The following is a 20,417-nucleotide window of genomic DNA, read 5'->3' on the forward strand; positions in this document are numbered from 1 at the left end:
TATCTTCATAAGGAGCTACTTTAATGGCTGCAAAAGATCTCAATAAAAAATTAGAAGAGTTTTTCGCTGAACACAAAGATAAATATGTTACATATGAGCAACTTGTAGAACTTTTTGAGAGACAACCGACACTTGCACAAGCAAAAAAGATCTTGGCACTACAAAAAAAATATAATGTTGAAATAATAACCAGCGGTGAAGCTGCAAAAAAACTCAATATCGAAGAGAAAGCTAAAAAAGAGGAAGAGAGAAAAAAGCTCACTGAAGAAGAGCTTGCTGAGGAGTTTGACCTTACAAAAGACAAAGAGCTCTTAGAGTGGAGTAGAAGTGATAGCCCAGTGAGGATGTACCTGCGCGAGATGGGGCAGATTCCACTTCTAACAAAAGAAGAAGAGATAGAGCTTTCTAAAAAAATAGAGCTTGGAGAAAATATCATCCTTGATGCTATATGCTCTGTTCCTTATTTAATAGATTTTATACTTGATTACAAAGAGCCTCTTATTAATCGTGAGAGAAGAGTAAAAGAGCTTTTTAAAAGTTTCGAAGATGAAGCAGATGAGGAAGAAGAAGAAAATCTCGATAAAGAGGCTAAAAAGAAAGCTAAATACTCTAAACGTGAAAAAAAGATTATTGAGCTTTTCAAAGCTTTAGAAAAAGCAAAAAAAGAGTGGCTTAAAGTACGTGATAAAGAGCTTCCAGAAGATGCGACACCAGAAGAGAAATTTCATCATGAACTTGTTGTAGCATTTAAGAAAAAGCAGCTCAAAGAGCGTTTACTTGATCTTGGACCTACAAGCAAGCTTATCAACGAGCTTGTTAAATCGATGGAGACAGCTTTAAAGAGTGATGAAGGATTTGAAAAAGAGCTCAAAAAACTTGAATATCGTTTGCCACTTTTCAACGAGCAACTACGAGAAAATCATAAAAAACTCCTTGAAGATATTACACATCTGAGCAAAGAGGAGATTGCTGCCCGTGTCCCTGAGGCTACAATGGTAAGTACCTATATGGATATTAAAAAGCTCTTTTTGGCAAAAGAGGCAAGTAAAAAAGGGTTCAATCTTGAGCCAGAAAAGTTAGCAGAGATTTTAGAGCAGATTAAACGTGGGAAAAAGATAAGTGAAGAGGCAAAAACACGTATGGCAAAGAGTAACCTCCGCCTTGTTGTCTCCATTGCGAAACGCTATACCAATAGGGGCTTGCCATTTTTGGATCTCATTCAAGAGGGCAATATCGGCCTCATGAAAGCAGTAGATAAGTTTGAATACAAAAAAGGATACAAATTTTCTACATACGCTACATGGTGGATACGCCAAGCAATTAGTCGTGCGATTGCAGATCAAGCGCGTACTATTAGGATCCCAATCCATATGATTGAGACAATAAACCGTATCAATAAAATCGTTCGTAAGCATCTTCAAGAGACTGGAAAAGAGCCTGATGTAGAGACTATTGCAAAAGAGGTAGGACTGCCAGTCGATAAAGTAAAAAATGTTATTAAAATCACAAAAGAGCCAGTGAGCCTTGAAGCACCTATAGGGAATGAAGAGGATGGCAAATTTGGTGATTTTATCGAAGATAAAAGTGCTCCAAATCCTTTAGAAGTTATTATGCGTGAGGATATGAAGAGCAAAATCGATGAGATCCTCGAACATCTCAATGAGCGCGAAAAAGCGGTAGTGCGCATGCGCTTTGGTCTTATGCCAGATGAAAGCGACAGGACTCTTGAAGAGATTGGAAGAGAGCTCAACGTTACGCGAGAGAGAGTGCGCCAAATCGAATCAAGTGCTATTAAAAAGCTTAAACACCCCAAAGTAGGTAGAAAAATCAAAAACTACATAGAAGATTAACGCTTCATCCCCTGCAACAATGTAAAGAGTGCCGCACTGAGCGGCACTATAGCCAGCCCTATTAAAAATCCTCCTATATTAAACAGACCTTTTCGTATCAATACCAATACTACAATAGTCAAAAAAGCATATCCTGCCAGTCTCAATGGTGAAAAAAATGCACCTGAAGTTTTAAAAAAATTGCCGAGTGCTGCACGCTTGCTTTTTAGTTTGGCTTTTTCTTCTTCAAAGATCTCTTTAGCACTTTTTTCACCTACTTCCTCATCTTCGCTGTAAAGATCGAATCTATCTTCTATATCATCAATAATATCTCTATTATGCAGTGATGATTTTTTTTGCACTACATTTTTATATCCCTGATAGGCTCCAAGAACAATGAGGAGTGAAGCAATGAAAGCTAGTTGAGAGTTGAGCAAAAAATATTTGGAAGAGAAAAAAGAAAAAATTATTACAAGAGTATCAAGGAAAAATGCGATGATGAAGAAGTTATTCATTTTTCATACTCTTTAAGATCCTCATCTTCATCTTTATCGTAGTAGTTTTTATAGCGAGGATCTTTTGCAAGCTCATCAAGCTCACTTTTTTGTTTTTTATAGGCTTTATAGATATTGAGAATAGCAGCTGCCACTCCCCAAAAAACTCCTAGCCACAGCAGCCATCTTTGATGAAAGAGTGACTGCATCCAAAGCCCAAGTCCCACACCTATGAGTATCGCTACCACGATACTAATTCCTAAAGAGAGAGCCTCAGCTCCTTCAATTATCTTACGATATTTTGGCTGCTTCATACTATCTTCTTCAAAGCTTCTTCAATTTTTTCTAACGTCATATCTATGAGTTTTTCATCAAGAGGCTCACAAATAAAACCAGCTTCAAACTGGCTGCACGCAAAATAGACTCCACGTTTAATCATCTCTTGATGAAATTTTGCAAAGAATTCTAAATCACTTCTTTTCGCATCATCAAAGTTTTTAACAGGATTTTCATTAAAGAAAAATCCAAACATACTTCCACGCACATCTACTTGCAGTGGCACACCATGAGCTTGTGCGATCTTTTGGAAACCTCCTACAAGCCCTTTAGCTCTTGCTTCAAGTACATTATAAAGCTCTGGATTAGCCTTGAGACGACGTATCACAGATAAACCAGCAGCCATAGCAACTGGATTGCCACTAAGAGTTCCTGCTTGATAGACTGGGCCTTCTGGGCTAAGATGCGCCATTATTTCAGCTCTCGCACCAAAGGCTCCTACTGGCATTCCACCACCAATAACTTTACCAAAAGTTACCATATCTGGCACAACAGAAGTAAATGCTTGTGCCCCTTTGAGACTTGCTCGAAATCCGCTCATAACTTCATCAAAAATAAGAAGAGCTCCATACTCATCACAGAGTTTGCGAAGTCCTACTAAAAAATCCTCTTCAGCTGGCACCAATCCCATATTGCCTGCTATTGGCTCGATAATCACACATGCAATATTGTCACTAGCTTCAAAACACTTTTTTACACTTTCTAAATCGTTATAGCGAGCAAGCAAAGTGTGCTTAGTAAAGTCAGCAGGTACTCCAGGACTGCTAGGATTTCCAAAAGTAGCTGCGCCACTTCCAGCGCTTACAAGCAGGCTATCGCTATGGCCATGGTAGCAACCTTCAAATTTCACTATATCATCACGCCCTGTATAGCCCCTTGCAAGGCGTATAGCACTCATCACAGCTTCAGTCCCACTGCTCACAAAACGGATTTTATCGATATTATCAAAGAGCTCTACTATCTCTTTTGCTAATTCAGTCTCAATGAGAGTTGGTGCACCAAAGCTCAGCCCCTTTTGTGCTTGATTACAGACTGCATCAAGTGTCTCTTTGTCAGCATGACCAAAAATAAGAGGCCCCCAGCTTTGAACATAATCGATATAGCTATTGCCATCGATATCGTAGATAAAAGCCCCCTCGCCTCTGTCTATAAAGGGAGGCACTCCACCAACACTCTTAAATGCTCTCACTGGCGAATCCACTCCACCAGGAATCACCTGTAGCGCCTCTTTGTAAGCTTGCATACTCTTTTCGAGCATTTTCATCCTTTTTTTGTTTTGATTTTATCGCAAATTTGATTATAATCCCTTTATGAATCGGCTTGTTCTCTCGTTTTTCATCACACTATTTCTCTATGTACTGCTCTTTTTGATAGTGCGTATTGATCTGCAAAAACCACCGATATCGACAGAGTCAAAACATCGATTTAATATAAGTGACCTGCGCCTTATCAAACAAAAACCTCTACAAAAATCGCACATACAACCAAAACCCAAAAGTCCAAAAGTAGAAAAAAAGAGAGCAAAAAAAGAGCAGCAAAAACAGATAAAAAAGCTGCATAGAAGTAAAAAGAGAAAAAAAAGTATAAAACTTTTAAAAAAGAGACAAGCGGTAAAAAAAATTGTTAAAACCTCTTCTGCCCATAAAAAAACAAAAACAAAAGAACACAATCAAACAACGCAAGCCATACCCTCTCTCACACAGCTATTTGCAAAAAAAAGGATCCCCAAAAAAAGCTCAAACAATCTTCCTCCTGAACTACGAAAGCTCTATAAAGATGAGTTTGAGAGTTTTACGAAAGAGCAAAAAAAGTTTATTCAAAACAACCTAACAAAAATTGGTTCTATCACGCAAAAATACCTCTATCTCAGAGGCTATCCCTATATAGCAATAAAAACGAAGCAAGAAGGGGTCAATATTGTAGAATTCTATCTCCATCCCAATGGAGACATTACCAATTTACATATCATAAAATCAAGTGGTTACGAAGCACTGGATAAAAACTCTCTAGAAACAATCAAAACAGCTTATAAAGACTATCCTCTCCCAACCCAAACAACAAAGATAAAAATCTATGTGCGCTATAGTATAATCTACTAAATATCACAATCCTTTTCTACATACTGCTTTGGCTTATCAAAGTAGAAACCTTGAGCATAATCTACACCTAAAGATCGGATTTTTTCAAAAATCTCTTTATTACTTACATACTCAGATACAGTCTTTATACCCTTTTTATGAGCAAAATCTACAATTGTTGAAACAATAAGTTCAGAATCTTCATTTTCACAAATATTTTCTATGAGTGAACCATCAATTTTAATGTAATCTATAGGAAGTTTAAGTATATGCTCAAAATTTGAATACCCAGTACCAAAATCATCAATTGCTATTTGACATCCTATCTCTTTCATTTCAGTAAAGAAATTATAGACAAGTTCATAGTTTTCAATTCCCTCAGATTCTACAATCTCTAATATAATTTTGTTTTCTACCTCATATTTTTGAATACTCTCTTTGAGATGAGCTACGATATTTGGATCTAAAATATCAAGAATAGAGAGATTGATTGAAAAACTACAGGTACTTTGACTAAAATATTGACAACTCTTCTCTATCATAATACCTGTTAATCTGTTGTAATATCTACTCTTTTTGGCAATCTCTAAAAAAACACCAGGAGAGACAACGCTTCCATTATCATCAATGATACGTATGAGACACTCATACCCCTTTGGTTTACGTGTTTGTGTATTGACTATAGGTTGAAAAAAGGGTACTACTCTATCAAGTTCAATGGATCGTTTGAGTTTTTTAATCCACTCAATATTTTTCTCATACTCTTTTTCAACTTTTGCATCATCATACTCATAAATTGCATAGACTCTTCGCGCTTTTTTTGCTTTTTTCAAAGCTATATCAGCTTTTTCCAATATTCCCTTTTCTCCCGCTGCTGCACCCATACTTACATGCAAAGAGAGTTCCTTATCTCCATGAACAAAAACCATTTTCTCTATATTCTTAGTAAGACTATCAAGGAAGAGTTTAATATCATCTCTACTCATTTTATTATGAAAGAGAAGTGCAAACTCATCACCTCCCAGCCGGTAGAGCCTTGGATTATTTGTATTAATAAGATTTTTTAACTTTACCGCAAAATCTTTGAGGATCTTATCACCGATTTTATGTCCAAAGAGATCGTTAATCTCTTTAAAACTATCGATATTAATAATCACTATACTTGCATGAGGAAGTTGGCTCAAATCCTCTTGGAGTTTTAATCTATTTGCAAGACCAGTTAATGAGTCGATATAGAGTCGATTCCGGAGTTCCTTTGTCTTTTCTTGCACCTTCTCTTCAAGAATTTTATTCATATTTTCCTGTTTGAGGGCATACTTCTTGATGCGATTTTGCATCGACTCTAATACTCTTGCTATTGAACCTATTTCATCTTCTCTATGGATGAAATCTGGGAAATGGAGATCTTTTTTTGGACTATAATCTGCAAGAGCAGCGACAATAGCCTTAAAAGGAGAGAGGAGCTGCTCAAGATAAACACTAAAAAGAAACAATAAAAGTGCAATCCCTCCTAAAAACATAAGAAGAATTTTTTTGTATTTATCAATGATTTCCTCATAATGCTCATAGGAATATACTACATATATATTGCCAATTTTCTCTTTTGAATTTGGTTTAGTAATCGTTTTCGTAAATACAAAATAGTCTTTGTTGCGAATATTCTGTTTCATATATGTAGCTACCACTTTTTTATTATGTATTAACGTGATACCTAAAATATTTTTGTTTGCTTTGAGAATATTTTCTATAAGCTGTTTTGCTTGATCATCCATACCAAGATAGAGATCCATAGAGACTGTAGGGATAATAGTATCAATAACCACTTCCGCTTTTGATTTTTCCAAACTTTTAAACGCCTCTTTCCCTACTGCTTCAAATGTATAGAAAATGAGTAGTATTAAAGAAATAGATACAATAAAAAAATATGTAAGAATTCTTCGACTAAGTGATTTGCTAATATTAAGCAGCATCTATTCTATAATCCTTGCTATATTATAGAATGTATTTGCAAATTGGAAACTGTTTTCCAAAAGTACCTTTTTATTTATATATATTTGTACTCTTTTTTCTATAGAAACATTTATTAAAAAACCTTCTTGCAGATCTTTTTTGTCATACGTAAAAGAGTAGATGTTTTTACCTCTTATCATTTGTGCAACTCTTTTCAATCTCTGTGGTGCAATTTTGAGAACATAAATTGCATCAGTTTTTTCTACACAACTATTATCGGAAAGACAATCAGATATATTGAGGATTTTCACTTCTAATGAAAAATTTTCAATTCCTGTTGAAAATTTTTTATAGATACTCTCCTGTAATTTTTGTGCTACTAATTTATCCACATCTTCATAGATAACAGCAAAATCTATTTTGTGATCTTGTATGTTTTTTTCAATATTTTTATCTAACACTATTATTTTTGGATAGAGAGCTGCTTGAGTTTTGAGCAGCAAGGCGTTGTATTGATAAGCAAATATTTGTGAAATAAGAATAAATATAAGCAACAATGATCGCATCAAAAACCCTTTTTGATTGTAAACATCATCGTTCGCCCCTTCGTATAAGGATAATCATCTAAATATGTATTTGGTGGGGCTGGATATCTCCCTTTGGTATTAAAGATATTTTTCAATGCCAACATAATTGAAGTATCTTTTGTAGTTTCATATTGGAACGAGAGATCTAAAAATGAAAAACTTTTCAAAGAATCTCTCGAATCAAAATCGAAACGCTTTTTCTTTCCTATATAGCGAAAAAGCATTGTTGTAGAAAAATTTGGGGTGAATTGTTTGAGAAAATAGAATTTAAAAAGATGATTTGCAATATTTGGTAACTCTTTGTGACACCCACATTCTCCGTAGACATAGGAGTAATTACCATAAAATTTCAATGTATTACTTAACATCTTTTTCCACTCAAACTCCAAACCATAGAGTCTATTCATAGAAATATTGCGAAACTCTCTCTCTTCATTAATATTGTTAATGACCTTACTGTTTTTGAGATAAAAGAGAGTTAATTGCATATATTCATCTAATGAATATTTTTTGATATAACTTGCTTCATATGCGCTTACCTCTTCAGGGCGAAGATCAGGATTTCCAACACGTGTAGTATTATTAATAGTAAACATCTCCTGCCATGATGGGTTACGATGGGATCTGCTATATTTCAACTTAAAAACATCCTCATTGTCCAATGCCCACACTGCACTAAATCGCGGGTTAAGTTTATGATATTTATGAAGAATTCTTTCATAATTCATGCCAAAATAGAGTGTAAGAGCATCACTTACAGCAAAAGTATCATCTATATAGAAAATATGCGATCGTCTTTTTGCATTAGGCTCCGCAAAAGGGAAGATCGTAGAGTAATCCACCATCGCATCACTTATACCTGTTCTATCTGTTGTAATTGTCTTTACTTCTAGTGTTCTTTCTAAGGTATTGCGATAACCAGTAGTGATGCTATGTTTTTCAAATCCTTTGTAGCGGATTTTTAGATCTATATAATCACTCTCATTTTTGTTTTTGTAGTAGCCCTTTACTCCTGCAGCATAGATAACATATTTTCCAGGATGGAAAGGATCAGGATAGACAAGTCCCGGCGGAGCAACATGCGATGAGCTTGTAAAGGAGTCTTTTTTGACTCCTGCTTTGAAAAAGAATTGTAAATCATCAGATAATTGTTTTTTCATACCAGCTTCATAAATTGTACTAGGAAGTCGGAGATAATCATTTTTATGTGGATGAATAAAGCTTATACCAAAAGCATTACCACTCTTGTAATAGTTATTCCTATATTTGAAATAGAGATCTTTATAATCAAAATGCAAGGCAAAAGAGTAATTATTAAGCCATAGTTGCGCTGGTGCAGTAGTAGTGAGTCTTTTATTTACTTCTCCCATTGCACCGGTGGCAAAAATATCTGGACCACTACTTATTTGTTTGTCATCTTTTTGTAAATAAAATTCTGTATAGATATGCAGATCATCAAAAGAGAGATTTTTATAAAAACCAAAACTTTTATAGTTGTAACTACCATATTTCCCAAAAACTCGTGCAGATTCATTAACACCAAAATTTTCTGCGTAGGTAGTAACGTATATAGATCCTGCATAAATATTTACTCCCTCGCTTTTACTACCAGGCCCTCGTATTACCTCAATTCTTTTAATAAGTTCTATTGGCATCGCTAAATAGTGCGAATATTGATCTATCATTCCGTCATTAACCAACACCCCATCAATAAAAAGCTTACTTTGTCCGTAAGCTAAAGGATTTGAACCGCGGAAAATTGGTGTCTTTATACCTAAATTATCACCATAAATATCTACACCTGGTACAAGACTCAGCGCCTCTTCAAGATTTGAAACTCCGGCTTTTTCCAGCTCTTTTCCCAAATAGACTGAGACAATATGCGGTTGATAGAATCTATTGGTTTTAGTAACCTCTACAACTTTGTCTATTTGTGAAAGCTCTTGGACAAGTATATTGATATTTGTGGCATAAAGAGATAGTATTGTTATAAAGAGGATTGCAGTTACTCTCATTTATGCCTCTTTTTATATCGTTGTAGTAACATAGGATTCTCCCTTTCAATGAGGCTTGTAGAGATCAAGCATGGATAGCGTGGAGATCCATAACCATTCTGTTTTGGTCCAATAATTTGCAAATGTACTTTGACCATTTTCATAAGCCTTATAAAGCTCTTTTCCATAGCTGTAAAAGCGTATTCCATTCCCATCTCTTTAGCCATAAAATAGATCTTCTCCTTTACAAAATGTTCTAGTATATATTTAGTATCGTGCATATTGCGATAATTTTTATGCAAAAGTATGCGAGATACCTCCCCCAATTTTTCACGTTTATATGTCATGAGTAGATTTTTCACATCCGGATTGATTTCTAAATGTTCTTGTGTAGGATAGCCTATAGGGGAGTGGTGTATAAGTCTTGCTGTTGCTACTATTTCGCAATTATCATTCATTGCCACAAAATGTTTTGCGTAAGGATCATATTTATCAAATTCTAATCTTTTGCTATTTTTAGGAAAGAACTCTAACTCCTCACATAATATTTCATAGCGAAATCGATAAATTTTCTCCATAATATTTTCATCATCTACTTCGAAAAAATAAAACATTAAGCCTTAATCCTATTTGTTTAAAGTATTGAGTGCATCTTTGTAGATAGGCTCATCTATAAAACCATATTTTTCATCCACAAAGCCTGTAATTCCTTGCTTTGCCATCTCTTCAAAACGTTGTTTAATATAAAGAGCCTTTTGCTTATCAAAACTTTTCAAAATTCTATTAACTATTGCTACTTGCTGTGGCGATATACACCCCTTTGCTTCAAAACCCATCTCTTTTTCATACCTGCACCACTCTTCAAACTCTTCAAGATTTTTATAATCTTGATAGACAAAAGAGACTGGCTTAATACCTACACTTGCACAATCAACAAGGAATTTTGCAAGTATATAATTGACAGTAGGGTTGGAAATTTTTAGTAAATCTTGTCCAATTTTTAAATCTGCAAAAAGATCAAGTATTCCCAAATAATAAGCTTTAATACGAGGAGAGATAGCAAGATCTTGCAAATTGCTAAAAGCCTCTTTTGTCTCAATAGAAAAATGGAGTTTTATAGGGTCTACAACAATTTCGCAGCTTTTTTGCACATCCTTTTTTGATCGTATTTTTGGAATACGAATTGCATCAGGATAAAAATCGTTTAAAAAGGCAATCTCTTCCATGCCTCCTTCATCAAGTGCATTTACTCGCACTACAAGCATTGGAAGATTTTTTCTTGATTGCTGTAAAAAAAGAGCGGTAGCCAAAAGAGCCATTTTTTTATACTCTTTAGCCACTCCATCTTCAAGATTGAGAATGGCTACATCGCACCGCAACTCATCAAGCTTATTGAGATGTTTAGCTCTGTGGGCTGATACCATAAGTGCTGAAGCAAAAGAGATATCTTTGATAGGCTGCCTGCGCGGTTGCAATCTTTGAAGAAAAAAATCCTCATCTTTGCTCTCAATTGCTGTTTGTATTTTAGCTACGAATGCTGGATCAAATATCATTTTCTCTTCTTTGTAAGATAGTAATAGAGTGTTTTTATCTCTTTATTTGTAAGAAAATATTGAGGCATCAATCTGTGATCCTTAGTTATAAGAGCTTGACGAAATTTTGTAAAAGTGAGTTTAGTTATATCAGGGGCTTTTATGATAACAGTACGATTACCATCTTTATATCGGCCAAGCTCCAGCCCTCTTCCATCCTCACCATGACATCTATCACAGCCTATTCCTCGAGGATTATGATAGAGCATTTTAGCGTACTCCTCTTTTGTAATAAAGTCATTAGCTAACATCACTGTTAAACATAGAGAAAAGAAAAAAATTTGACGCATATTCTCCCTTAAACCAAATCAAAAAATCTTTTTGATATCATATCCAATATTTTTTAGAAAATCCCTAAAAGAGGCGCTATGCAGATACTTGACGGCAAGAAACTCTCGCAAAAAATTAAAGAGCAGATAAAATCTGAAGTTGCAGAGCTTAAAGAGAAGTATGCAATCACACCAGGCCTAGCTGTTATCCTTGTAGGAGACGATCCTGCTAGCCACACCTATGTAAAAATGAAAGCAAAAGCATGTAAAGAGGTGGGATTTTACTCAATTGTGCATGAAATGCCAGAGTCCATCACACAAGAAAAGATAGAAGAGACTATTAAGCTTATGAACCAAAATCCTAATATTGATGGTATTTTAGTACAACTCCCCCTTCCTTCCCATATCGATGCTACAAGGATACTTGAACTTATTGAACCTGCAAAAGATGTTGATGGATTTCATCCGTACAATTTTGGTCGCCTTATACAAGGACTTGATACATTTGCCCCCTGCACTCCATTAGGAGTAATGGAACTACTTCGTGAATATAACATCAATCCCAAAGGGCTTGATGTGTGCGTAGTAGGTGCGAGTAATATTGTAGGCAAACCTATGGCTGCACTTCTGCTCAACGCTTTTGCAACGGTAGACATTTGCCATATTTACACAAAGGATCTACAATCTCACACAAAAAGAGCAGATATGGTTGTCGTTGGTGTAGGAAAAGCTGGACTCATTACTGCTGATATGGTAAAAGATGGAGCTATTGTTATAGATATTGGTATTAATAAAGTTGATGGAAAAATCGTTGGAGATGTTGATTTTGAGGAAGTAAGCAAAAAAGCATCCTACATTACGCCAGTTCCAGGCGGTGTTGGTCCTATGACGATAGCCATGCTTTTACAAAATACACTCAAGGCTGCTAAAAAAAGGATCCAATCTTGAAAGAGAGACTCATCAAATTCTATCACTGGTCAAATACATGGACTGGTACTATTGTCATAGTACTTCTTGTAATTTTTTTCATAGCACAAGCCTTTGTAATTCCTAGTGGGAGTATGAAAAATACTCTCCTTATAGGAGATCACCTCTTTGTAAAAAAATTCGCCTATGGAATCCCGACACCCCATATCCCATGGCTTGAAATCCCTGTACTTCCAGATAGCGATGGAGATGGCCACCTTATCCGTGGAGAAGGCCCCAAAAGAGGAGATATCGTTATTTTTCGCTATCCTGTTAATCCCAAAATCCACTATGTCAAACGATGCGTAGCTGTGGGGGGAGATTACCTCTTTGTGCATAACAAAGATCTCTATATTCATCCCCATGAAGGCAATGAATATATTAAAAAACACTATCCCAAAGAGAGTATTATAGAGATAGAGGGATTACTATGGGTACGAAATCCTTATATGAAAGATCATCCTGGTATCCATCACGACCCAAATATCGTCAATGATGGAAGATATCCTCAAGAGATATTCAATTTCCCACCTATTGAAGTGCCTAAGGAGCACTACTTTATGATGGGTGATAATCGCGATCATAGCAATGATAGCCGATTTTGGGGCACCGTACCATACAAACTTATAGTAGGAAAACCGTGGTTTATCTACTGGAGCTGGGATAAGAACTATGTACCAAGATGGGATCGTGTAGGCAAAACTGTCAGTCAAATAGAAGAGGAGATGAAGAAGGCTCATAGTGGAAACAATTAAAATACTTAATATTTTTGCTCTAGTATCTGCTCTTGTCATAGCAATTGTGGGACATGAGATCATGCATGGACTCGCTGCTTATCGCTATGGAGATCCCACTGCAAAACTAGCAGGACGCCTGAGTATCAACCCTCTTAAACATATTGATCCTGTTGGAACAATTCTCGTTCCGGCTATTCTCTTTATTACCAATGCTGGATTTCTTTTTGGTTGGGCAAAGCCCGTTCCAGTCAATATGAGTATAGTACTTCGTAACGGTAAAGAGTTTGGAGCCATTGTAGTCTCCCTTGCAGGTATCGCATATAATTTTACCTTGGCAATCTTGAGTGCACTTTTGTTGAGTTTTATAGGTAAACCAGAAGGAATTGTTTCTCTTTTTGTATTTCTTTTTTTAGCACAAAGTGTCCTTATCAATGTAGTTCTTGGAGTTTTCAATCTCTGGCCAATTCCACCTTTAGATGGAGCAAATGCACTTATGTATCTTGCAAGATGGTTACGCCTCGATTTTATTGTCAAAGCTTATGAGTATATCTTTCCCTATGGAATGGTAATACTTATTTTAATATTAATGACGCCGGCTAGTCAATTCTTCTTTTTACCTGTCTATTTTCTTTTGGTGTTGCTTTCCATGCTTACTGGTATCGATTTTATCAATCTCATCAACCAACTCGAAAGGATCTAATATGAAAAAAATCTATATAGGAAGCGATCATGCAGGATTTGCTATCAAAGGACTTGTAAAAGAACTTTTTGAAAAAAGAGGTTACAGCGTTGAAGATCTTGGAACATATAGCAGCGATCGTGTAGATTATCCAGACTATGCAGCAAAAGTAGCACGCGCAGTAGCAGCCGATCCTGGTAGTCAAGGAGTACTCATTTGTGGAACTGGTATAGGCATGAGTATAGCTGCAAATAAGATCAAAGGAATCCGTGCAGCAGAGGTACATGACTACTATACAGCTCAAATGGCAAGAGCACATAATGATGCCAATGTGCTATGCTTTGGAGAGCGAGTTGTTGGTCCTGGTGTTGTGGAATCAATTATAGAAGCGTGGTGTACTACAGAGTTTGAAGGCGGACGCCACGAAAACAGAGTAAAAAAAATCATGGCATTGGAAGAGTAATGGGTATAGAGACAGTAGGATATATCTTTTTTACACTTTTAATGGTTATTTTGATAGGTATAAAGATTATTTTGTTTGGAGGAAAGAAATGATTGATAAAGAGTATCTCCTCTCCACCATACGGGACGTTCCAGATTTTCCAAAGCCAGGAATAGTTTTTAAAGATATTACAACACTTCTTAACAATGCACAAGCTTTTACAATGCTTATGGAGCATTTAGAAAATCGCTACAAAGAGTATAATCTTGACTTTATAGCTGGGATTGAGAGCCGTGGTTTTATCTTTGGTGCTGCTCTTGCTACAAGACTGGGCATTGGCTTTGTACCAGTAAGGAAAAAGGGTAAGCTCCCCTACACCACAGTAGACGAAAAGTATGCTTTAGAGTATGGAATAGATGAGATAGAGATCCATATAGATGCCTTTAGGAATAAAAAAGATGCAAGAGTATTGCTCATTGATGACTTAATAGCCACAGGAGGCACGGCAGAAGCAGCTGCAAAACTTATTAAAAAAGTTGGAGCAAACCTCCTAGAGGCCTGTTTTATTATTAACCTTACATTTCTCCATGGAGAAGAGAAGATAAAGCAGCATACAAATTTCTATAGTGTATTGGAGATAGCATAATGTACATACCAAAACCAAGTAGATTTGATCCGGACGAGTTTGGTCACTTTGGCATCCATGGGGGACGATACGTACCAGAAACTCTTATGCCAATACTTTTGGAGCTTGAAGAAGCTTACAAACAGATTCGCCAAGATGAGGAGTTTTGGAAAGAAGCACGCTACTATCTTGAAAACTATGTAGGACGGCCTAGTCCACTCTACTATGCACAAAACCTCTCCAAAGAACTTGGAGCCACAATCTATCTCAAACGTGAAGATCTCAACCATACAGGTGCGCACAAAATTAACAATACCATTTTGCAAGGTCTCCTTGCTAAGCGCCTTGGTAAAAAGAAAGTCATTGCTGAAACAGGCGCAGGACAGCATGGTGTTGCCACTGCTACAATGGCAGCTCTTTTTGGACTTGAGTGTGAGATATTTATGGGCGAAAAAGATGTAAAACGTCAAGAGCTCAATGTCTTTCGTATGAAACTTTTAGGAGCAAAAGTGCATGCAGTCAAAAATGGCTCGCGCACACTTAAAGATGCTATGAATGAAGCGATCCGCCACTGGGTGACACATGCAAGAGATACATTTTATGTCATCGGTACAGTAGCAGGCCCTCATCCCTACCCTATGATGGTACGAGATTTCCAAGGGATTATAGGGTACGAAGCAAAAGCGCAAATATTAGCGAGCGAAAACCGTCTTCCTGATTACGTTGTCGCTTGTATTGGTGGTGGAAGCAATGCTATGGGGATATTTAATGCCTTTTTAGATGATGAGGAGACGCAGTGCATAGGGATAGAGGCTGGAGGTCTGGGACTCGATACCAATAAACATGGAGCAAGTTTAGCTAAAGGAAGTCCTGGAGTGCTCCATGGACAGATGAGTTATGTTTTACAAAATGAAGAGGGACAAATCCAAGAAGCTCACTCAATCAGTGCAGGTCTTGACTATCCAGGTATCGGACCAGAGCATAGTTTTCTTAAAGATGAAGGAGTTGTGCAGTATGATGCAATCACCGACCAAGAGGCGCTTGATGCATTTGTATGGCTCAGCCAAAAAGAGGGTATTATTCCAGCATTTGAGAGCTCCCACGCTATTGCATATCTTAAAAAGATGAAAGATATTAAAAATAAGCTCATTATTGTCAATCTCAGTGGTAGGGGTGATAAAGATATGGTGCAGGCAAAATCCCTGCTCCATTTTGATTAAGGAAAATAATGCGAAAGTTTTTTGATAAAAACAAAGATTGGCTCATCCAGCTCCTTTTGGCAGGTGTTTTTCTTTTTATTGCTTATCTTGGTTATCAACTCTACCATGCTCCAGGCGCTAATCTTGAAGAAAAGTTTATTTATCTACTCAAAGAGTATGGATATATTATACTTTTTGTCTGGAGCATCATGGAGGGTGAAACTGGCCTCGTGATGGCTGGAGTACTGAGCCACACAGGTGATATGAACCTCTGGCTCTCCATATTTGTTGCTGGCCTAGGTGGTTTTGTAGGAGATCAGATCTACTTTTATATAGGTAGATTTAATAAACACTATATCCATAGTCTCATGAAAAAGCAGCGCAGAAAATTTGCACTTGCACACTTGCTGCTCAAAAAATATGGATGGCCTGTTATCTTTATTCAACGCTACCTCTATGGCATGCGAACAGTTATACCGATGGCAATCGGTCTTACACGCTACAGTGCAAAGCAGTTTGCACTTATTAATTTTATTAGTGCGATGGTATGGGCAGCCTTGACAATCATTCCAGCATATATTTTTGGTGAAGAGATCTTAGCAATTGTGCACTGGGCAAAACACCACTGGTACTATGCATTGCCACTGGCTATTATAATTGCAGGTAGTATCTACTACTATCTCCATACAGTAACAGAGAAAAAACTCATAAGGGGGAGTAAATGAAAATAAAAATAGAAGATATAAAGCTGCAGGAGATCAAAGCAGACATAGAGATAATTTTTATAATAGACAAAAATCTCGATCATAAATGGGTTAAAGACAAAGAGGAACTTAAAAAGTTAGGGTTTAAAGGCGAAGTAGAAGAGGTAGCATTTCTTCCTGAAAAAGGGAGACTCTATGTAGGTGCAAAGCTTGATCATGATGAGATTCGCATAGCTGCAAGTAAAGCTGTCAAAGCACTCAAAGGCAAAGAGTTCAAAAAAGCAAAAGCTGGAGTCTATATCCAAAACTGCCCAATTACTAATATCAAAGCCTTTGTTGAGGGTGCAATTTTAGGTAATTACAGCTTTGACAAATATAAAAGTAAAAAAGAAGAAAAAGGGCTCAAAGAGATCATTCTAGCAAATGAAGAGTATGCAGACAAGTCATTTACTCTAGAAAATGCAAAGAAAAGTATCGAAGAGGCCACTATCGTAGCCCAGAGTACCAACCTCGTACGAGATATTGTCAATACACCTCCAAATGAGATCTATCCAAAAACTTTTGCAAAGTTAGCAAAAGAGCTTGCAAAAGATGAAGATCTGGATATACAAATTTTGGATGAAAAAGATCTCGAAGATGAAAAAATGGGTGCCTTCTTGGCTGTAGCACGTGCAAGCGCTCATCCACCAAGACTTGTGCATATTACTTACAAACCAAAAGATGCAAAAGCAAAAATCGCAGTAGTAGGTAAAGGTCTCACCTATGATAGTGGTGGTCTAAGCCTCAAACCAAGCGACTATATGGTTACTATGAAAGCGGACAAGAGTGGAGCAAGTGCAGCTTTAGGAATTATCTTAGCAGCAAAAAAACTTGGGCTTCCAGTTGAACTCCATGCAATTTTGGGGCTTGCTGAAAATATGATAGGCGGCAATGCCTATAAACCTGATGATGTACTCACTGCTAAAAATGGCAAAACTATCGAAGTGCGCAATACTGATGCAGAGGGACGCTTGGTATTAGCAGACTGCCTCTGCTACGCACAAGAAAAAGTTGCACCTGATTATATTATCGATATGGCCACACTTACCGGAGCTTGTGTGGTTGCTCTTGGCGAATATACCACTGGAGTAATGGGTGAGAGTGATGAACTTAAAAAAAGCATGCTCGAAGCTGCAAAAGCAAGTGGTGAATTAGCAGGAGAGCTTCCATTTAATCGCTATTTGCCAAAACTTCTCAAATCAAATATCGCTGATATTTGCAATATAAGCTCTTCTCGCTATGGTGGAGCTATTACAGCAGCACTTTTCTTACGTGAATTCATCGAAGAAGATAAAAGAGACAAGTGGCTCCATCTTGATATTGCAGGTCCAGCCTTTGTAGAAAAAGAGTGGGGATACAATCCTTATGGAGCAAGTGGAGCAGGTGTACGTATGGTTATAAAATGGCTGCAAAAAGAGTTTGTTTATAATAAAAAACACCCATAACATTTTGCTAGCTCTCTTTTGAGTGCTAGCAAAACTGATACTGACTAAATAGACTCAACAAGAGTGTAAATTTTTTAACGCTACAAAAAAGCTAAAAAGTACAAACAGCTTCGCTGCCCTACGGGTTAAGTGCACTTTTTTAACGCTTTTTCTTTGCTAAATTTACAATTATTTCGCTCTATTTAGTCAGTATCACAAAACTTCTACCGCTCAATAATTTTCGAGAGTATGCTATAATCGCAAAAAATTTTTGAAGGAAAAGAATGGGACTAAGTGTCGGACTTGTGGGTCTGCCAAATGTTGGAAAATCAACTACTTTTAATGCTTTGACAAAAGCACAAAATGCTGAAGCACAAAACTATCCTTTCTGTACAATAGAACCAAACAAAGCTGTCGTTCCTGTACCAGATCCAAGACTTGAGGAGTTGGCAAAAATTGTTAATCCACAGCGTATTCAACACTCTATAATCGACTTTGTAGATATTGCAGGACTTGTCAAAGGTGCTAGTAAAGGAGAAGGTCTTGGCAATCAATTTTTGAGCAATATTCGCGAAACTGATATGATACTTCACATGGTACGCTGCTTTGAAGATGGCAACATTACGCATGTAGAAGGTGATGTTAATCCAATTAGAGATATTGAAATAATTGAGACTGAGCTTATCTTTGCAGATCTCCAGCAACTTGAAAAGAAGATTGAAAGACTCCAAAAGCAAGCAAAAGCAGACAAAAAGATTGCACCTCTTTTGGAGATTGCAAAAGAGCTGCAAAAGCATCTTGAAGAGCTACAACCTGTGCGCACATTTGCAAACAAAAATGAAACCTATGAGACACTCAATAAAGAGCTAAGATTTCTTAGTGCAAAGCCGGTAATTTTTGGAGCAAATGTGGATGAAGAGGGAATGCTCGAAGATAATAAATATGTCAAACAGGTTAAAGAGTATGCAGAGAAAACTGGTGCTGATGTTATCAAACTTTGCGCAAAACTTGAGGAGGAACTTGTAGGACTTAGCGATGAAGAGGCAAAAGAGCTTTTAAATGAGATGGGTGTGCAAGAGAGTGGACTTGATAAGATCATACGTACAGCCTTTAATCGCTTAGGACTTATTAGCTACTTTACCGCTGGCGTCAAAGAGGTACGCAGCTGGACAATAAAAAGAGGCTGGACTGCTCCTCAGGCTGCAGGTGTCATACATGGCGATTTTGAAAAGGGTTTCATCCGTGCAGAAGTCATTAGCTATGAAGATTTTATTGAATATGGAGGCGAGCAAGGAGCCAAAGAGGCTGGTAAAATGCGCCTAGAAGGAAAAGACTACATCGTCCAAGATGGCGATGTTATGCATTTTCGTTTTAACGTTTAACAAGCTTTACCCCACACTCCATATGGGATGTGTAGGGGAATTGATCAAATAGAGCTATCTGCTCTACTTCATGGCTCTTTTGCAACTCTTGCAGATCTCTATGCAGTGTTTGGGGATTACAAGAGATATACAGAATCTGCTCAAACTCTCTCACGAGCTCTCTTGTAGCACTATCGAGGCCACAGCGTGGAGGATCAACAAAGACCGTTTGAAAATCATAACTTGCTAGATCTAGATGAGCAAGCCTACGAAACTCTCTGACTCCTTTCACAGCTTGTGCTACCTCCTCGCTAGAGAGTCTTACAAATTCAATATTTTCTACACTATTGAGTATACAATTCTCTTTTGCTGCTTTGATACTTGTCTTGCTTACTTCTGTAGCTAATACTTTGCGAAAACAGTACGAGAGAGGAATAGTAAAGTTTCCTGCTCCGCAGTAAAGCTCCAGTAGATCTCTTCTATTTTCTCCAGCCATTTGCATCACCCACGCAATCATCTTTTGATTTACATAGGGGTTTGGCTGGGTAAAACTCCCTTCATAGTGATGATAGAGATATTTTTTACCCTCTATCTCAAGCTCTTCAGTAATAAATTCATTGCCAATTACACTCTTGATTCCCCTACTTCGTCCCACTATATTTATCCCAAACACTTGGGCGATTTTCCTAGCCTCTTCCTCCCATTCTTCATCAATTTTTTTGTGATAGACAAGAGTTATGAGCATTTCACCGCTAAGTCCACTTAAAAAGTCGATGCGATAGAGTCTCTGAATAAGCAATGGACTTTGCTTGATAAATTCAACAATCTTTGGCATAAGGGTGTAGATAGGCTCTAAAACTATTGGACAGCTATCGATTTTAACAAGTCCATTACCATCTATTTTATGCATAGCATAGCTACCATCAACGATGCGAAACTCTGCACGTGCGCGAAAATGCTCAGAAGGTGAAGCAAAAACTCTTGGCTCTTTTCCAAAGAGCTCGATAAACTGCTCTTTTTTTCGTTGCAGTTGCTCTTCGTAATCTGGGTAAATTTTACAACTTCCGCATATACCAAAATAGTTACATTTCATCGATTTATTAGCCTTTTTG

General features: G+C 37.1%; 21 protein-coding genes. 11 read left to right on the forward strand and 10 right to left on the reverse strand.

Going from position 1 to position 20,417, the window contains the following annotated elements; translation table 11 throughout:
• Positions 1-23 precede the first annotated feature (23 nt).
• Positions 24-1,850 carry an RNA polymerase sigma factor RpoD gene (gene rpoD, locus NITER_RS04420; protein WP_084275690.1) on the forward strand — a complete coding sequence of 609 codons (1,827 nt, stop codon included), beginning with the start codon at positions 24-26 and terminating at the stop codon, positions 1,848-1,850.
• Here the strand turns inward: rpoD and NITER_RS04425 are convergent.
• Genes NITER_RS04425 through hemL form a run of 3 tightly spaced genes read right to left on the reverse strand, consistent with a single transcriptional unit; the run spans position 1,847 to position 3,917 of the window.
• On the reverse strand, positions 1,847-2,344 hold the full coding sequence (locus NITER_RS04425) for a hypothetical protein (RefSeq protein ID WP_084275689.1): 498 nt from the start codon (positions 2,342-2,344) through the stop codon (positions 1,847-1,849). The two genes, rpoD and NITER_RS04425, sit on opposite strands and share 4 nt — an antisense overlap.
• The gene (locus tag NITER_RS04430; RefSeq protein ID WP_084275688.1) at positions 2,341-2,637 is read right to left on the reverse strand and encodes an AtpZ/AtpI family protein; all 297 of its coding nucleotides are present in this window, start codon (positions 2,635-2,637) and stop codon (positions 2,341-2,343) included. The genes NITER_RS04425 and NITER_RS04430 overlap by 4 nt, the downstream gene beginning before the upstream one ends.
• Positions 2,634-3,917 carry a glutamate-1-semialdehyde 2,1-aminomutase gene (gene hemL / locus NITER_RS04435; protein ID WP_084275687.1) on the reverse strand — a complete coding sequence of 428 codons (1,284 nt, stop codon included), beginning with the start codon at positions 3,915-3,917 and terminating at the stop codon, positions 2,634-2,636. Before hemL ends, NITER_RS04430 begins: the two co-directional genes overlap by 4 nt.
• 52 nt (positions 3,918-3,969) lie before the next feature.
• On the opposite strand from hemL, the gene NITER_RS04440 reads away from it, so the two are divergent.
• Positions 3,970-4,758: an energy transducer TonB gene (locus NITER_RS04440; RefSeq protein ID WP_084275686.1), complete on the forward strand. Its 789-nt coding sequence runs from the start codon at positions 3,970-3,972 to the stop codon at positions 4,756-4,758.
• Here the strand turns inward: NITER_RS04440 and NITER_RS04445 are convergent.
• The 6 genes from NITER_RS04445 to NITER_RS04470 are packed head-to-tail and all read right to left on the reverse strand — an operon-like array spanning position 4,755 to position 11,150.
• Positions 4,755-6,707: a bifunctional diguanylate cyclase/phosphodiesterase gene (locus NITER_RS04445; RefSeq protein WP_084275685.1), complete on the reverse strand. Its 1,953-nt coding sequence runs from the start codon at positions 6,705-6,707 to the stop codon at positions 4,755-4,757. The two genes, NITER_RS04440 and NITER_RS04445, sit on opposite strands and share 4 nt — an antisense overlap.
• Complete coding sequence (locus NITER_RS04450) at positions 6,708-7,253, reverse strand: hypothetical protein (RefSeq protein WP_084275684.1); 546 nt, start codon at positions 7,251-7,253, stop codon at positions 6,708-6,710. It abuts the gene before it with no gap.
• A complete protein-coding gene (locus NITER_RS04455; protein ID WP_084275683.1) occupies positions 7,253-9,289 on the reverse strand; it encodes a TonB-dependent receptor plug domain-containing protein in 2,037 nt (678 codons plus the stop codon). Before NITER_RS04455 ends, NITER_RS04450 begins: the two co-directional genes overlap by 1 nt.
• Complete coding sequence (locus NITER_RS04460; protein ID WP_084275682.1) at positions 9,286-9,882, reverse strand: GNAT family N-acyltransferase; 597 nt, start codon at positions 9,880-9,882, stop codon at positions 9,286-9,288. The genes NITER_RS04455 and NITER_RS04460 overlap by 4 nt, the downstream gene beginning before the upstream one ends.
• A gap of 12 nt (positions 9,883-9,894) precedes the next feature.
• Positions 9,895-10,821: an HpcH/HpaI aldolase/citrate lyase family protein gene (locus NITER_RS04465; protein ID WP_084275681.1), complete on the reverse strand. Its 927-nt coding sequence runs from the start codon at positions 10,819-10,821 to the stop codon at positions 9,895-9,897.
• A complete protein-coding gene (locus NITER_RS04470) occupies positions 10,818-11,150 on the reverse strand; it encodes a c-type cytochrome (protein WP_084275680.1) in 333 nt (110 codons plus the stop codon). Before NITER_RS04470 ends, NITER_RS04465 begins: the two co-directional genes overlap by 4 nt.
• Positions 11,151-11,228: 78 nt before the next feature.
• On the opposite strand from NITER_RS04470, the gene folD reads away from it, so the two are divergent.
• From folD to ychF, 9 genes are all read left to right on the forward strand, one after another.
• Positions 11,229-12,077, forward strand: coding sequence for a bifunctional methylenetetrahydrofolate dehydrogenase/methenyltetrahydrofolate cyclohydrolase FolD (gene folD / locus NITER_RS04475; RefSeq protein ID WP_084275679.1), 849 nt, complete (start codon positions 11,229-11,231; stop codon positions 12,075-12,077).
• Complete coding sequence (lepB, locus tag NITER_RS04480; protein WP_084275678.1) at positions 12,074-12,850, forward strand: signal peptidase I; 777 nt, start codon at positions 12,074-12,076, stop codon at positions 12,848-12,850. Before folD ends, lepB begins: the two co-directional genes overlap by 4 nt.
• Positions 12,837-13,532, forward strand: a complete 696-nt coding sequence (locus NITER_RS04485; protein WP_084275677.1) for a site-2 protease family protein — start codon at positions 12,837-12,839, stop codon at positions 13,530-13,532. Before lepB ends, NITER_RS04485 begins: the two co-directional genes overlap by 14 nt.
• Position 13,533: 1 nt before the next feature.
• A complete protein-coding gene (gene rpiB / locus NITER_RS04490) occupies positions 13,534-13,974 on the forward strand; it encodes a ribose 5-phosphate isomerase B (protein ID WP_084275676.1) in 441 nt (146 codons plus the stop codon).
• Between the two features lie 88 nt (positions 13,975-14,062).
• Complete coding sequence (locus NITER_RS04495) at positions 14,063-14,599, forward strand: adenine phosphoribosyltransferase (protein ID WP_084275675.1); 537 nt, start codon at positions 14,063-14,065, stop codon at positions 14,597-14,599.
• On the forward strand, positions 14,599-15,798 hold the full coding sequence (trpB, locus tag NITER_RS04500; RefSeq protein WP_084275674.1) for a tryptophan synthase subunit beta: 1,200 nt from the start codon (positions 14,599-14,601) through the stop codon (positions 15,796-15,798). The genes NITER_RS04495 and trpB overlap by 1 nt, the downstream gene beginning before the upstream one ends.
• Positions 15,799-15,806: 8 nt before the next feature.
• Positions 15,807-16,502: a DedA family protein gene (locus NITER_RS04505; protein ID WP_084275673.1), complete on the forward strand. Its 696-nt coding sequence runs from the start codon at positions 15,807-15,809 to the stop codon at positions 16,500-16,502.
• Entirely contained in the window at positions 16,499-17,965 is a 1,467-nt protein-coding gene (locus tag NITER_RS04510) for a leucyl aminopeptidase (RefSeq protein WP_084275672.1), read from the forward strand. Before NITER_RS04505 ends, NITER_RS04510 begins: the two co-directional genes overlap by 4 nt.
• Positions 17,966-18,228: 263 nt before the next feature.
• Positions 18,229-19,326 (forward strand): redox-regulated ATPase YchF, encoded by a 1,098-nt coding sequence (gene ychF, locus NITER_RS04515; RefSeq protein ID WP_084275671.1) that lies wholly within the window; start codon positions 18,229-18,231, stop codon positions 19,324-19,326.
• Here the strand turns inward: ychF and trmA are convergent.
• A complete protein-coding gene (gene trmA, locus NITER_RS04520) occupies positions 19,316-20,398 on the reverse strand; it encodes a tRNA (uridine(54)-C5)-methyltransferase TrmA (RefSeq protein ID WP_084275670.1) in 1,083 nt (360 codons plus the stop codon). The two genes, ychF and trmA, sit on opposite strands and share 11 nt — an antisense overlap.
• Between the last annotated feature and the right edge of the window lie 19 nt (positions 20,399-20,417).

Origin of the sequence: Nitratiruptor tergarcus DSM 16512, assembly GCF_027946175.1 — a bacterium.
GTDB lineage: Bacteria > Campylobacterota > Campylobacteria > Campylobacterales > Nitratiruptoraceae > Nitratiruptor > Nitratiruptor tergarcus.

Bases quoted from the DNA above. Each gene is read 5' to 3' on its own strand.
- NITER_RS04505 (WP_084275673.1), top strand. From the start codon at position 15,807: ATGCGAAAGTTTTTTGATAAAAACAAAGATTGGCTCATCCAGCTCCTT.
- rpiB (WP_084275676.1), top strand. From the start codon at position 13,534: ATGAAAAAAATCTATATAGGAAGCGATCATGCAGGATTTGCTATCAAA.
- NITER_RS04425 (WP_084275689.1), bottom strand. From the start codon at position 2,344: ATGAATAACTTCTTCATCATCGCATTTTTCCTTGATACTCTTGTAATA.
- NITER_RS04510 (WP_084275672.1), top strand. From the start codon at position 16,499: ATGAAAATAAAAATAGAAGATATAAAGCTGCAGGAGATCAAAGCAGAC.
- NITER_RS04470 (WP_084275680.1), bottom strand. From the start codon at position 11,150: ATGCGTCAAATTTTTTTCTTTTCTCTATGTTTAACAGTGATGTTAGCT.
- NITER_RS04430 (WP_084275688.1), bottom strand. From the start codon at position 2,637: ATGAAGCAGCCAAAATATCGTAAGATAATTGAAGGAGCTGAGGCTCTC.
- NITER_RS04450 (WP_084275684.1), bottom strand. From the start codon at position 7,253: ATGCGATCATTGTTGCTTATATTTATTCTTATTTCACAAATATTTGCT.
- rpoD (WP_084275690.1), top strand. From the start codon at position 24: ATGGCTGCAAAAGATCTCAATAAAAAATTAGAAGAGTTTTTCGCTGAA.
- NITER_RS04460 (WP_084275682.1), bottom strand. From the start codon at position 9,882: ATGTTTTATTTTTTCGAAGTAGATGATGAAAATATTATGGAGAAAATT.
- NITER_RS04465 (WP_084275681.1), bottom strand. From the start codon at position 10,821: ATGATATTTGATCCAGCATTCGTAGCTAAAATACAAACAGCAATTGAG.
- NITER_RS04445 (WP_084275685.1), bottom strand. From the start codon at position 6,707: ATGCTGCTTAATATTAGCAAATCACTTAGTCGAAGAATTCTTACATAT.
- trpB (WP_084275674.1), top strand. From the start codon at position 14,599: ATGTACATACCAAAACCAAGTAGATTTGATCCGGACGAGTTTGGTCAC.
- NITER_RS04495 (WP_084275675.1), top strand. From the start codon at position 14,063: ATGATTGATAAAGAGTATCTCCTCTCCACCATACGGGACGTTCCAGAT.
- folD (WP_084275679.1), top strand. From the start codon at position 11,229: ATGCAGATACTTGACGGCAAGAAACTCTCGCAAAAAATTAAAGAGCAG.
- ychF (WP_084275671.1), top strand. From the start codon at position 18,229: ATGGGACTAAGTGTCGGACTTGTGGGTCTGCCAAATGTTGGAAAATCA.
- NITER_RS04440 (WP_084275686.1), top strand. From the start codon at position 3,970: ATGAATCGGCTTGTTCTCTCGTTTTTCATCACACTATTTCTCTATGTA.
- trmA (WP_084275670.1), bottom strand. From the start codon at position 20,398: ATGAAATGTAACTATTTTGGTATATGCGGAAGTTGTAAAATTTACCCA.
- hemL (WP_084275687.1), bottom strand. From the start codon at position 3,917: ATGCTCGAAAAGAGTATGCAAGCTTACAAAGAGGCGCTACAGGTGATT.
- NITER_RS04455 (WP_084275683.1), bottom strand. From the start codon at position 9,289: ATGAGAGTAACTGCAATCCTCTTTATAACAATACTATCTCTTTATGCC.